Below are 13,517 nucleotides of genomic sequence, written 5' to 3' on the forward strand. Positions count from 1 at the left end.
CGGTCGGGTGCTGCGCGGTTGCTGGTACGATAGATACGTCAGCAACTGCCGCCGAGCGGCTCAAATGAAAGGAACCCTATATGGAGTCCTCTGCCTATCCAATGCTCTTTAGCCCGATCAAGGTCGGTATGACCGAGGTCAAGAACCGCGTCTTTATGCCGCCGGTGTCCACCAACCTGGCCGATCATGGCTATGTGACCGACGACTTGGTCGATCATTACCGCGCCCGCGCCAAGGGCGGCGTGGGCCTCATCATTACCGAGGTCGTGACGGTCGAGCCCACCTACACCTATCTGCCGGGTGACATGTGCTGCTACGACGACACGTTTATCCCCGGCTGGGAAAAGCTCGCCGCGGCCGTCCACGAGTATGGCTGCAAGATCATGCCGCAGCTCTTCCACCCCGCCTATATGGCCTTTAACATTCCGGGCACGCCTCGCCTGATCGCTCCGTCCTTTGTGGGCCCGTCTTACGCCCGCGAGGCACCGCGCCCCATCACGGTCGACGAGATTCACGAGCTCACGCATCAGTTTGGCGACGCTGCCGTGCGTATGCAGAAGGCCGGTGTCGATGGCGTCGAGGTCCATGCGGCGCACGCCCATGGCATGCTTGGCGGCTTTTTAACTCCGCTCTACAACAAGCGCACCGACGAGTATGGCGGCTCGCTCGACGCCCGCATGCGCTTCTTGCTCGAGGTTATCGCCGAGATTCGCGAGCGCTGCGGCAAGGACTTTATCATCGACGTCCGCATCTCGGGCGATGAGTACACCGATGGCGGTCTGACCCTCAACGACATGATCTATGTCTCGCGCCGCCTGGAGAAGGCCGGCGTCGACATGATTCATGTCTCGGGCGGTACCACCATCAAGCGCGGTTCCGCAATTCCCGCCGCCGGTACTCAGCAGGCCTCGCATGCCGCCTGCTCGCGCGAGATCAAAAAGCACGTCAACATTCCCGTTGCCACCGTCGGACGCATTAACGAGGCCTGGATCGCCGAGGAGCTGATCGAGGACGGCGCTGCTGACATCTGCATGATGGGCCGCGCCAATCTGTGCGATGCCGAGTTCTGCAATAAGGCCGCTGCCGGCAACGCCGACGACATCCGCCCCTGCATCGGCTGCCTGCGCTGCCTGAACGGCATTATGTTTGGCAAGCGCATCTCCTGCACCGTCAATCCCGATGTTGAGCGCGACGAGGCCGGCTACGAGCCTGCCGCCGAGGCCAAGAACGTACTGGTTGTGGGCGCTGGTCCTGCGGGCATGGAGGCAGCCTACATTGCTGCCAAGCGCGGCCACAACGTAGTGCTCGTGGATAAGCAGGACGAGCCGGGTGGCGAGATGCGCATCGCGGCCGTTCCGCCGGCAAAGCAGGAACTCACCCGCGTGATCAAGTATCAGTACCGTCGCCTGGCCGAGGTCGGCGTGAAGTGCGTATTTGGCACCGAGCTTACTGCCGAGGACATTCAGCGTGACTACGCCGGCTACGAGGTCGTCCTGGCCTATGGCGCCGAGCCCATCGCCCCGGCCTTCATGCAGGGATTTAAGCAGGTCATGACAGCTGACGACCTGTTGGGCGGCAAGGCTTTCCCGGGCAAGAAGATTGTCATCGTGGGCGGCGGCACCGTCGGTTGCGAGACGGCCGACTACCTGGCCCCGTTGGTCAACGATCTGTCGCCGGCCAATCGCGACGTCACCGTCATCGAGATGACCAAGACGCTCGCCGCCAACGAGGGCGGCGCCGGTCGCGCGGTGCTCATCACGCGCATGCTCTCCAAGGGCGTTCACGTGCTGACCGAGGCCAAGGTGACCGAGATTACCGAGGATGCCATCAGCTACGAAAAGGACGGCGAGATCCACACCATCGCCGATGCCGATACGCTGGTACTTGCCATGGGCTATCGTCCCAATACCAAGTTGGCCGACGACCTTGCTGCAGCCGGCGTTACCACCCACGTGTTGGGCGATGCCAACAAGTGCGGCAACATCCGCGACGCCATCGGCGATGGCTACAAGGTTGCTTGCGAGCTCTAGTCAACCCCTTGGTGCATGTGAGGCCTATCCCCGCGGCGTCAGTCGGTAGATAGCAAAAAGCGGCGGTCGTCCCGTACATGGGACGACCGCCGCTTGCGTCAGCTGCAATGAGTCATGCGATTAGAGGTCCAGAATTTCCTTGACCTTGGCGATGATGGCCTCGTCGGTTGCGTTGGCAAAGAAGTACTCCTGGAAGTGCTCGCCGGCAAGTGCGCCCTTCACCAGGTCCTGATCGATCTCGCCCAGGACGTCGACGAGCGGGCGCATGGTCACAGCGCGCACGCCGTCGAGGATCTTCTTGTTGCGCTGCTCGGGCTCAACGCGCTCGGCGGGGTAGCCGTTTCCCGAACCAAAGCCAAAGAGCTTCTCGAAGGTGTACTCAAGGTTGAGCTCCTGGCCCCAGCCGTTCTTGAGGGCGAAGGGCATGGCGACGGCGTTGCCATCGTTGACCTGGGCAAAGGTGTAGGCGTCGAGCGGGTCGGCAACGTGGCCACACAGCACGCCGGGGAAGGAGTTGCAGGCGAGCATGGCGCCCTCGCCGGTGCCGCAGCCGGTCACGACGTAGTCGGCAGCGCCGGAGTTGAGCAGCACGGCGGCAAGGATGCCGTTCTGCACGTAGGTGAGGGGCTTGGAGTCGGCATCGGCATACATGCCATAGTTAAAGACAGTGTGGCCCATGGGCTCGACAACCTTCTTAAGGGCAGCCTCAATCATAGGGTTCTTGGAGTTCTGAGAGTTCTCATTGATCAGAGCGATTTTCATGATAGGTAACCTTCCACTATTTTCTAAATTAATGGTTCGTTATGTTGCATGGCATCTCCAGCAGAGAAGCCGCTCTGCGGGCGGCGGACGATAAGGTCTGCTGCTCGAACAGTCCTGACTCGCACGAAGAGCACATTAAGTGCTCTTCGGCTCGTGCGGAACTCGCGACAGACCTTATCGTCCACCGCCTCGCCCAGACGTCTTACTGCGGCTGCTTTCCAATGTATGCGAGGATGCCGCCGTCGACGTAGAGGATGTGGCCGTTGACGAAGTTCGACGCGTCGGAAGCCAAGAACACGGCGGGGCCCTTCAGATCCTCGGGCGTGCCCCAGCGGGCGGCCGGCGTCTTGGCAATGATGAACTGGTCAAACGGGTGGCGGCTGCCGTCGGGCTGCGTCTCGCGCAGGGGTGCGGTTTGCGGCGTGGCGATGTAGCCGGGTCCAATGCCGTTGCACTGGATATTGGCCTCGCCAAACTCCGAGCAGATGTTCTTGGTGAGCATCTTGAGTCCGCCCTTGGCGGCGGCATAGCCGGCGATGGTCTCGCGACCCAGCTCGCTCATCATCGAGCAGATGTTGATGATCTTGCCGTGGCCCTTGGCGATCATGCCGGGCAGGCAGACCTTGGACACGATAAACGGTGCGTTGAGGTCAATATCGACGACGCGGCGGAAGTCCTCGGCGCTCATGTCGAGCATCGGGGTGCGCTGGATAACGCCGGCGTTGTTGACCAGGATGTCGGGCGTGGTGCCAAAGTCGGCCTCGATCTTGGCGATGAGCTCGGCAACGACGGCTTCGTCGGTGACGTCTGCCACGTAACCATGAGCCTCAAAGCCCAGCTCGCGGTAGTGCTTCTCGGCCTCGGCTACCTTGTCGGCGTGACGTGCGTTAAAGGCGATCTTGGCGCCAGCCTCTCCGAGCGCCTCGGCGATAGCCATGCCAATGCCATAGGTGGCGCCGGTTACCAGTGCGACCTTGCCGTCCAGACGGAAGCTGTCCATAAGATCAGACATAGCGATCCTTTCAAAAGAAACGTTCATCTATATTTATCTTACTTTTAGTACAAGCTCAGTATAGGAGAAGCGGCGCAACAGGCACCCCTTATTTCCTAAAATCAGGTGAACGTTCACTTTTAAAAGGTGAACGGCAGAAAAGCCCCTGCCGTGCGGACCTCTACTCGCTTTTTGCCTGCGTGCCCTCTGCGATCATGTTGCGGTTATACACCAGGTGCAGATACATCGCGTCGTGCGCGGCGGTGGGGTTGCGCGAGGCGATGGCGTCGGCCACATCGCGGTGCGTGCGGATAGTTTCCTCGACGAGCTTTTTGCCGGTCACGTCGATAAAGAGGGGGACGGATGCCTTGAGCACGCCCATCAGGCGGGGAACGACGAGGTTTCCGGAGCTTTCGGCAATGGCATTGTGGAACGCGGTGTCGGCGGCGGAGTAATCCTCACCGGCCTCGGCCAGGCGCTCGGATTCGTCGCAGAGCTCTTTGATACAGACGACCTGGTCGTTAGTTGCGTGCTCTGCGGCCATGCTGGCCATCTGCGGCTCGATCATAAAGCGCACCTCGAGTAGGTCGCGCGCCAGACGCTGCTTGTCGTCGATAAAGGTAAAGCCCAGCGGGTCGTCGGCAACGCCGGGGTTTGACGCCACATAGGTGCCCGAACCCTGCTTAATGCGCACGATATTGCGCGACTGCAGCAGCTTCATGGCCTCGCGCACCGTGCTCCTGCCGGCGCCCAGGCGCTCGACGAGCACGGCCTCCTTGGGCAGGCGATCGCCTTGTTCAAGATGCTCATCCAGGATCAGTTGAATGATTTTCTCTGAAATCTGCTCGGGGAGTCCCGAATCGGCTCGTGCCACGCTTCACCTCATATCAAAAGAATTCATCTGAGCTATTTTAGCGCACTGCGAACGCTATGCAGACGGCTTGACATGAATCAGCTGCCACATATATGCCGTTCGCAGCTCTTTTCCGACCGTTCACCAAATACATCAGATGTATTTCGAACAAATTTCAAAATGAAACATCAGACCTTTCCAAAACACGCTATAGTCATCAGACGAATTCAAAAGGTCTGATGAATTGGAGGAAAGATGTCAGACCCAACGTTTATGGCTGATCCCACCAGGCTGGTCATCGCCGCCATCGTGGGCATCGCGCTGCTGCTTGCGCTCATCATCAAGTTCAAGCTGCATCCCGTGCTTTCGATGATGGTCTCGGCGCTCGTGATCGGTATCGGCGCCGGCATGCCGCTCGACATGGTGGCAGACACCGTCACCAAGGGCGTGGGCACCACGCTGCAAAACATCGCCCTGCTCATTGGCCTGGGCTCGATGTTTGGTCAGATTCTTGAAGAGAGCGGCGGCGCCAAGAAGATCGCCCAGACCTTCATCGATACCTTTGGGCAGGGTCACTCCAGCTGGGCACTGGGCATTACCGGTCTGGTCATCGGTACTACGGTGTTCTTTGAGGCCGGCGTGGTCGTTTTGATTCCGCTTGCGTTTAGCGTGGCATCGCAGACCAAAAAGTCGACGCTCTACTACGGCATCGCGCTACTCGCGGGACTTGCCGCTGGCTATGCGTTTGTGCCGCCATCGGCCGGGTCGGTTTTGGTCGCCGGCACGCTCGGTGTCGACCTGGGCACCATGATCCTCGTCGGTATCCCCACCGCCTTCATCGCCATGGCGATTGCCGGCGTCATCTGGGGCCGCAACGTGGGCGGTCGCATTTTTACCGATGTTCCGGAGCACTTTACCTCTGCCGAGGGTGCGAGCGACGAAAAGGAGCTTCCCTCCTTTGGCATGGTGCTTGCCATCGTGCTCACGCCGCTTTGTCTGATTTTGCTGGGCACATTGTCCTCTTATATCCCCATGCCCGCCGAGTTCGCCTCGATTCTCGCCTTCCTGGGCAAGCCGTTCGTCGCTTTGACGCTCGCCACGCTCGTCGCGATGTATCTGCTGGGCGCGCGCCGCGGCTACTCCGGCGCCGAGCTCAAGGCCTTGCTCGACCGCTCTCTTAAGCCCGTCGGCATGATCTTGCTGGTTATCGCTTGCGGCGGCGTCATTCGCTGGATGCTGCAGGACTGCGGCTTGGGCCAGGTTATTGGCCCTATGCTCGAGGCTTCACCGCTGCCTTTGGTGGTTGTTGCCTTTTTGATTGCCGTCATGGTGCGTGCCTCTGTCGGCAGCTCCATCGTCGCTATGACCATGGCATCGGGCATTATGGCCGCCATGCCCGCGGTTGCCGGTGCTTCGGTGCTCATGCGTGCCGCTATCTGTCTTGCCATCTGCGGCGGTGCCACGGCCCTCTCGCACGTCAACGATGCCGGTTTTTGGATGTGCTCCTCATTCCTGGAGATTGACGAGAAGACCACCCTCAAGTCCTGGACCGTTATGGAGACGCTCATCGGCCTTTCGGGTCTTGCCTGCGCCCTGGTGATTTCGTTCTTCGCCTAGTTCGCGTAGCTAAGCATCTTTCGCCGAGTGCATCGCTCGGTACCCATTTTCACCTGATTCATTAACCAACGATTGGTACAACCGTTCAAACCAAAAGAGGAGAACATCATGGACGAGAAAACCAAAGCACAGATTCAGCAGGAGGCCGCCGACCTGGTTGCCAAGCTGCAGCCGCGTTCTGGCAAGTTCCGCACCATCAGCCCCGAGATGGACCCGCTGCGCCTGGGCTCTGGCTGGTCCATCGAGGATCTGGACAAGCCGCAGGTCATTATCGAGTCGACGTTCGGCGACTCGCACCCGGGTTCTGCCGGCCTGTTTGATCTGGTCGAGGAGGTCCGTGCTGGCGTTGCCGAGGCTGGCGGTCACGGTGCTCGTTACTTCTGCACCGACATTTGCGACGGTGAGGCCCAGGGCCACGACGGCATCAACTACTCGCTGCCCAGCCGCGACATGATCGCCAACATGATCGAGATTCATGCCAAGGCCACTCCATTCGACGCCGGCGTCTTTGTCGCCAGCTGCGATAAGGGTCTGCCTGCGAACCTCATGGCCATGGGCCGCATCAACATCCCCTCCATCGTCGTTACCGGCGGTGTCATGGATGCCGGTCCCGACCTGCTGACCCTGGAGCAGCTCGGCGCCATCTCGGCCCGCTATGAGCGCGGCGAGATTTCCCGCGAGGAGCTCGAGTTTGCCAAGCACAACGCATGCCCCAGCTGCGGCGCCTGCTCCTTTATGGGTACCGCCTCGACCATGCAGGTTACCGCCGAGGCCCTGGGCCTTATGCTCCCCGGCACGGCTCTGCTGCCCGCAACCAGCTCCGATCTGCGTGAGTTTGCGCGCGAGGCTGGCCGTCAGTCCGTGTGGCTCTCCGAGCACAACCTGTGCCCCCGCGACATCGTGACCAAGGAGTCCTTCGAGAATCTCATCATGGTCCACGGCGCCATCTCCGGTTCCACCAACTCGCTGCTGCACATTCCCGCGATCGCCCGCGAGTTTGGCATCGAGATGTCCGCCGACGATTTCGATCGCCTGCACCGTGGCGCCCACTACCTGCTCAACGTTCGCCCCGCAGGCGAGTGGCCGGCGCAGTTCTTCTACTATGCGGGCGGCGTGCCGCGCATCATGGAGGAGATCAAGTCGATGCTCCACCTCGGCGTTATGACCGTCACCGGCAAGACTCTCGGCGAGAACCTCGAGGACCTCAAGAACAACGGTTACTACGAGAAGTGCGGTCGTTACCTTGAGAAGTGGAATCTCAAGCGCGAGGACATCATCCGTCCGTTTGACCAGGCCTTTGGTACCGACGGCTCCATCGCCATCCTCCACGGCAACCTTGCTCCCGAGGGCGCCGTCGTCAAGCACACGGTTGTTCCGCGCGAGATGTTCCAGGCTACGCTCAAGGCCCGTCCGTTCGACTGCGAGGAGGACGCCATTCACGCCGTCCTGACGCACGAGGTCAAGCCCGGCGATGCCGTTATCATTCGCTACGAGGGCCCCAAGGGTTCCGGAATGCCCGAGATGTTCTACACCACCGAGGCTATCGCCAGCGATCCCGAGCTGGGTGCGAGCATTGCCCTGATCACCGATGGCCGCTTCTCCGGCGCCTCCAAGGGCCCGGCTATCGGTCACGTTTCGCCCGAGGCCGCTGTGGGCGGTCCGATTGCCCTGATTGAGGAGGGCGACCTTATCCGAATCAACATCCCCGAGCGCTCGCTGTCCATCGTGGGCATCGCCGGCAAGGAGATGGAGCCGGCCGAGGTCGACGCCGTCCTGGCCGAGCGCCGAGCCGCTTGGAAGCCCAAGGCTAATCGTTACACCTCCGGCACGCTCAAGTTCTTTACCGAGCATGCAGTTTCCGCCATTCAGGGTGGCTACATGGAGTAGCGCCCATGCGCATCAAATATCTCCTCTCATAGATGTGCGGCACAAAGAGCCCCGAGCCACGTCACCGGGGCGCGTTGTTCAGCGCCGCCGGGGCGCTCCACTCAAACGACAAGAGACGTCTTACGCAAGCGCCCGCGTCCGTGGATAAAACCACGGGCGTGGGCGCTTCACTTTATTCCCAGCCCTTCCACACGTCAGGCTCGTAGCCAACGGTTGCCTGGCGGCCGTTGCGAACGATGGGCTCACGAAGAATCTGCTGGTTATCGAGCACCTTTTCGAACTTCTGGTCGGCAGCAAGATGCTGTACGAGCGCAACCGTGTCGGCATCTTTCGCCTTTGGATCGATCACAGCGTCGATCCCGCCGACGGCGCGCGCCACGCTTTCGAGCTCGCCTTTGCTCATCCCCTTTTCCTTCAAGTCGATGAACTGGAACTTCACACGACGTTCCTTGAAATAGCGCTGCGCCTTCTTAGTATCGAAGCTTTTCTTCGTGCCGAATATCTGGATGTTCATACGTACCGCCTTCGCTCAATTCTCGTCCGTCCATGATACGACAAGGGAGCCGAGCAAAAACAGAGCAGGCGGAGATGGAGGAGGACGGCGACCGACCGTCGGCAAGAGTCGGCCGGATCGGACTGGCGCCCAGCGCGCGCCGGCGACACGCTCGCAGCTGCACACATAGCCGATGTACAAGCTCGCCGCGGCGTTCCCTCGCCCCGCGGTGTGGCGATAGAGAAGCACGCCACCCGTCAACGATGGCGCCTCGGTAAAGAAAATCAACGTCTGGGTTACATCCCTTGAAAGGGGCGAAGACGGCTGCTAGAATACCTCCCCGCTATGAAGGATTTGACCAAAGCATACATCGCAATTCGGCGGCCCCTGGTATACGGGGCCTCTCCTGTTGTTCCCCAAGTGCGCTCTGAGCAGCCGCTTTCTTCCTGTCGTATCTGATGCACGCATAGCACGTGCATGTTATTTCGCCCGTGGGCCGGCGCGCCTTCGGCGAAGAATCGAATAGATACGAAGGAAGCTTATGTCTGATAATTGTACGGTCGCGCCCGCCAATGGGCGCATTACCGGTACCCAGATCCGCATCGTCGCGGTCGTCGTCCTGGGTGCCTTCTTGGCGCTACTGAACCAAACGGTGATGTCGCCTGCGCTGCCGGTCATCATGTCCGATTTCGCCATCGATGCCTCGACTGCCCAGTGGATCATGTCCATATACCCGCTGGTGAGCGGCATCATGGTCCCCGTTTCGGCGTTCCTTATCGACAAGTTCAGCACCCGCGCGCTATTCTTCGGGGCGACGCTGGTGTTCGCGCTGGGCACGCTGCTGTGCGCCGCAGCCCCTGATTTCCTGTTCCTCATCATCGGTCGCGTGTTGCAAGCGGCGGGCTCAGGCGTGCTCATGCCGCTTGTCTCGGTGGTTCCCATGCTGGTGTTCCCCGTCGAGAAACGAGGAACGGCTATGGGCATGGCGGGCATCGTCATGTCGGCGGGTCCCGCGGTCGGCCCCGTCGTAGGCGGTGCGGTGATCGACACGTACGGCTGGCGCACCATGATCGGCGCCATCGTCCCCCTCGCAATTCTCGTGCTGGTGCTGGGCGTGTTCATGCTGAAAAACGTGGGCGAGCTGAAGAACCCCAAGCTCGACCTGCCCTCGGTCGTCCTCTCCACCATCGCCTTCGGCGGACTTCTCTACGGGTTCTCGAGCGCCTCGTCGATGGGTTGGGGCAACCCCGTGGTGCTCGGCTCGATCGTCGCGGGTGTCGTGTGCTTGGTGCTGTTCGTCGTACGCCAGGGCAAAATCGAGGACCCGCTGCTTCAACTGGGCACGCTCAAGACGCGCGAGTTCCGCGTGGCCGCCATCATCGTCACGCTCATCAACGCCGCATGCCTGGTCACCAACACGCTGTTGCCGTTGCTGCTGCAAACCTCGCTTGGCGCTTCGGCCTTCGAAACCGGCATGGCCATGCTTCCCGCCGCGGCGGTGGGCATCATCATCAGCCCTATCTCCGGCGTGGTGTTCGACAAGTTCGGTCCGCGTGCCATCTCGATCGTCGGCCTGGCCCTCATGACCGGCGCCCTGTTCCTGCTCTCGCTTTCGACGGTAAACACGCCCATCTTGGTGGTTGCGCTGTTCTGCATGCTGCAGTCCGCCGGCCAGTCGCTCGCGAACATGCCGGTGAACACATGGGGTGTCAATGCCTTGAAAAATGACATGATCGCCCACGGCAACGCCATCGCGAACACCGGCCGCCAGGTCGCCGGCGGTTTGTGCACGGCGCTCATCATCACGGTCATGACAAGCGTCACCGCGTCGGCCGGCGTCGATGCGAGCATCCAAGTAGCCACCGCCGTGGGCGCGGGCGTCGCTTACAAGGTGTGCGCGGCAATCGGCCTCGTTTCCCTTATCTGCGCCATATTCAGCGTGCGCACCAAGAAAACCGCACCGAAAACGAAGGAGGCATAAGCGATGTCCGAGATTCTGTCCGAGCGCATCCCGCTCGAGCTCGAGGGGACGCCCGTTTCGAGCATCATGATTGAAGAGCCGTTCACCTGCACGCAGGATTGCACGATTTCCGACGTGGTGCGCATGCTCGCCGAAAACGAGGTGAGCAGCATGCCCGTAATCGATGAGCGCAACCAGGTGGTCGGGTTCATCTCCGACGGCGATGTCATGGGAGCCATCGCGCAGCATCGCGCTCACACCATCTTCACGGGCGGCGACGCGTCCATGCTGTACTTCGACGATCAGAGCCTTGAGCAGCGCATCGAAGACCTGAAGGATCGCTGCGTCATGGATTTCGCGACGCGCCAGGTAGTGTGTGCCCGTCCCGAGCAGAGCATCGCCCGCGTCGCCGCGCTGCTGGCGAAGAAGAAGTTCAAGAAGCTTCCTGTGGTTGATGACGAGGGCAAACTCGTGGGGGTCATCCGCCGCTCCGCCATCACCAAATACATCTTCGGCATCCTTTTCCAATAGGGGCAGGTCGCACTTGAGGCGAACATCTCGAGGCATCGAGCCAGCAACTGGACCAGACAACCTTGACACGCACGCGCTTTCCCTCGATGCTTCGGTAAGGGGAGCTGCGAAAATCGCAGCACGGGTGATCGGCGCCGCGCCCCCGAAGGCAAAAGCGAACACGGGAGCGATACGATGGGAAAAGTCCTGGACGAAGATTTGGTTTATGAGATTCTCTCCGTCGTGGCAGAGATTCCGGCGGGATGCGTCGCCTCGTACGGTCAGATAGCGCGCCTCATCGGCAGGGAGAAAAACTCTCGCCTGGTCGGAGCGGTGCTGAGCGAGGCGGATCGCTACGGCGATTATCCCTGCCACCGCGTCGTCAACCACGCGGGACGCCTCGCGCCAAACTTCCCCGACCAGCGAGCACTACTGACGGAGGAAGGAGTCGCCTTCCGAGACAACGGCTGCGTCGACATGAAAAAGCACCAGTGGAACGAGTAGTCAGGCAGCGTAGCGTCGAAAGGAGCGACGCCACGGGGAACGACCTGCGCCCCGCCGCCGGACAACCTATGGCAAAGTGACACGTCCCACAAAGAGCGGCGCACCAGTACGAGACACGACCGCGACGTAAAAAGACCCTATGATACTCGTAAGCATCTATCTGATTGCCCGCCTCGAGGTACCCAAAGAACGAGAGATGCCGAAACCCCTAGACAAAGAAAAAGGTCGGGAGCTTTTATGCTTCCGACCTGAAGTTTCATGGTCGCAGGGGGCGGATTTGAACCACCGACCTTCGGGTTATGAGGTCGCTACGACGTTGTTTCATTCAGACATTTCGACCCAAATTCGACCCACAACGAGCTTGAAAGCGGTCAGGCGGAGCATTACCCTTGGGGTGTGACCCCACGCAGGGCCCACCACCAAGGGTAATGCCCACCCGCCCCAGCCCTTTGCGCCATTCCGCGCAACCGAGCGCGATTCTCAGGCACTTCAGGCAAGGAACACGATGAACGACCGACCTCTCGTCATAGGCAAAGGAACGAAGCAACGCCGCGACAAATACACGTGGCGCTACCGTCACAGCCTCGGCAAGGATCCGGTCACGGGCAAATACCGCTATTCGCCGTGGCAGACCATACATACCACCAAAAGCCGAGAGGTCGACGCCGCACTCGAAGCCTACAAGGCAGAACTCAACAGCGGCACCTACGTCCAAAAATCGAGGGACACCGTCGGCTCGTACGCAAAAAAGTTCCACGACAACCGCGAAGGAACCATCACGCCGCTCGCCTACTCGACATCCTACTCAATCGAGAACCGGACGCGCACATCACATGCGTGATGCTCATGCTCGACACCGACATGAGAAGGGCAGAAGCCCTCGGGATGACGTGGTCCGATGTCTCCGTCGAGAACAGAAGCATCCTCATTGAGCAGCAGTTCGCGGCCGATCGAAGCGTTCGCTCGCCCAAAAGCAAGAAAAGCGTGCGGAGGATCTCGATAAGCGAGACGCTGACGTCGTATCTCGAATTCTGGAAAAAGGAGCAGGCCCGCGAAATGGAAGCCTTCGGCCTGGAACAAGTCAAAGGCACTCCGCTCGTCCACTCATTCGAACGAACGAAAGACAGGCATCCCCAAGTCAACTTCATGGACCTGAATGGGTTTTCGCGCTGGTTCAGAAACATCAGCGTCGAGAACGGGTTCGGCAAGTTCGAAGGCGTTCGAACATACCATTATGTGAAGGAAACTGTCGACGGGGAAACGATTTCGAAGCGTTATGAGCATAAAGAGTGGCTCGAATTGAGGGATTACCTCAGGAAGCATCCCAAGGTTCGCGAGGCGAGGCATATCAGCACATATGAGAGCGAGCACCTTCCTTACGGATATTCGGGCCTATCGAGCCACACCGCTACTGCCGCTACTGCCCGCTACTGCCCGCCAGCTTCCGAACCAGCGGGCGGTAGCAGCACCCCGAACATCTCGCCGACAGCGCAGAGAGTCGTCGACCTGGCGGCCAAGGCCGACATCGAGGACGTGATGCTGTGCGACCTGCCCGGCGTCCTGTCCTTCCTAGGGCTGCCACCTGAGACGGAGATGCCGCCGGGCAACAAGGGGAAGACGAAGCTCAAGAAGCTCTACAGGAAGGTGGCGCCGAACAAGGCATACCACTCCGGCGAGCGCGCCAAGGATTTGATCTCGCACCTCGACATGGCAGAGATCAGGGCATCGGCGCCCGTCCAAGAATTGGGATGCAGTTCAATACGAGCTCGGGGCTCTTTTCGTCTAGATTGGGGACGCATGGCCGGACGAAAACAATTTGCGTCTGGTAATAAGCGTACGAAAGCGCAATTTACGTCTTAATTCCGTACGCAAATCAAGACGAAAATCGTTTACGTCTGCTTTAATCCGTA

12 protein-coding genes are annotated in these 13,517 nt (G+C 60.2%); 8 read left to right on the forward strand and 4 right to left on the reverse strand.

Annotated features, from left to right (window positions below):
• The first annotated feature begins 80 nt into the window (after window positions 1–80).
• Entirely contained in the window at window positions 81–2,030 is a 1,950-nt protein-coding gene (locus ACKUUJ_RS04675) for an NAD(P)/FAD-dependent oxidoreductase (RefSeq protein ID WP_409064813.1), read from the forward strand.
• A 120-nt stretch (window positions 2,031–2,150) separates the two neighbouring features.
• On the opposite strand, the gene ACKUUJ_RS04680 is transcribed toward ACKUUJ_RS04675, so the two are convergent.
• The 3 genes from ACKUUJ_RS04680 to ACKUUJ_RS04690 form a co-directional block, all read right to left on the reverse strand.
• Complete coding sequence (locus tag ACKUUJ_RS04680) at window positions 2,151–2,792, reverse strand: RpiB/LacA/LacB family sugar-phosphate isomerase (RefSeq protein WP_271737944.1); 642 nt, start codon at window positions 2,790–2,792, stop codon at window positions 2,151–2,153.
• Window positions 2,793–2,994: 202 nt separating this feature from the next.
• A complete protein-coding gene (locus tag ACKUUJ_RS04685; RefSeq protein WP_349127229.1) occupies window positions 2,995–3,804 on the reverse strand; it encodes a gluconate 5-dehydrogenase in 810 nt (269 codons plus the stop codon).
• A 160-nt stretch (window positions 3,805–3,964) separates the two neighbouring features.
• Window positions 3,965–4,657 carry a FadR/GntR family transcriptional regulator gene (locus ACKUUJ_RS04690; RefSeq protein WP_409064814.1) on the reverse strand — a complete coding sequence of 231 codons (693 nt, stop codon included), beginning with the start codon at window positions 4,655–4,657 and terminating at the stop codon, window positions 3,965–3,967.
• Window positions 4,658–4,891: 234 nt separating this feature from the next.
• Here ACKUUJ_RS04690 and ACKUUJ_RS04695 point away from each other — a divergent pair, with 234 nt between their 5' ends.
• Both ACKUUJ_RS04695 and ilvD read left to right on the forward strand, forming a co-directional pair.
• Window positions 4,892–6,253, forward strand: coding sequence for a GntP family permease (locus tag ACKUUJ_RS04695; RefSeq protein ID WP_195520937.1), 1,362 nt, complete (start codon window positions 4,892–4,894; stop codon window positions 6,251–6,253).
• A 108-nt stretch (window positions 6,254–6,361) separates the two neighbouring features.
• Window positions 6,362–8,140, forward strand: coding sequence for a dihydroxy-acid dehydratase (gene ilvD, locus ACKUUJ_RS04700; RefSeq protein WP_409064815.1), 1,779 nt, complete (start codon window positions 6,362–6,364; stop codon window positions 8,138–8,140).
• 172 nt (window positions 8,141–8,312) lie between these two features.
• Here the strand turns inward: ilvD and ACKUUJ_RS04705 are convergent, their stop codons facing one another.
• Window positions 8,313–8,654 (reverse strand): arsenate reductase family protein, encoded by a 342-nt coding sequence (locus tag ACKUUJ_RS04705; protein ID WP_409064816.1) that lies wholly within the window; start codon window positions 8,652–8,654, stop codon window positions 8,313–8,315.
• Window positions 8,655–9,174: 520 nt separating this feature from the next.
• Here ACKUUJ_RS04705 and ACKUUJ_RS04710 point away from each other — a divergent pair.
• The 5 genes from ACKUUJ_RS04710 (at window position 9,175) to ACKUUJ_RS04730 (ending at window position 13,467) form a co-directional block, all read left to right on the forward strand.
• A complete protein-coding gene (locus ACKUUJ_RS04710; protein ID WP_035136865.1) occupies window positions 9,175–10,614 on the forward strand; it encodes an MDR family MFS transporter in 1,440 nt (479 codons plus the stop codon).
• Window positions 10,615–10,617: 3 nt separating this feature from the next.
• Window positions 10,618–11,124: an HPP family protein gene (locus ACKUUJ_RS04715; RefSeq protein WP_006234745.1), complete on the forward strand. Its 507-nt coding sequence runs from the start codon at window positions 10,618–10,620 to the stop codon at window positions 11,122–11,124.
• A gap of 174 nt (window positions 11,125–11,298) precedes the next feature.
• Window positions 11,299–11,607, forward strand: coding sequence for an MGMT family protein (locus ACKUUJ_RS04720; RefSeq protein WP_006234744.1), 309 nt, complete (start codon window positions 11,299–11,301; stop codon window positions 11,605–11,607).
• A 505-nt stretch (window positions 11,608–12,112) separates the two neighbouring features.
• Complete coding sequence (locus tag ACKUUJ_RS04725) at window positions 12,113–12,448, forward strand: hypothetical protein (protein ID WP_006234743.1); 336 nt, start codon at window positions 12,113–12,115, stop codon at window positions 12,446–12,448.
• Window positions 12,449–12,453: 5 nt separating this feature from the next.
• Window positions 12,454–13,467: a hypothetical protein gene (locus tag ACKUUJ_RS04730; RefSeq protein WP_409064817.1), complete on the forward strand. Its 1,014-nt coding sequence runs from the start codon at window positions 12,454–12,456 to the stop codon at window positions 13,465–13,467.
• The last annotated feature ends 50 nt before the right edge of the window (window positions 13,468–13,517 follow it).

It is taken from the genome of Collinsella sp. wc0583, assembly GCF_046116915.1.
Taxonomy (GTDB): Bacteria; Actinomycetota; Coriobacteriia; order Coriobacteriales; family Coriobacteriaceae; genus Collinsella.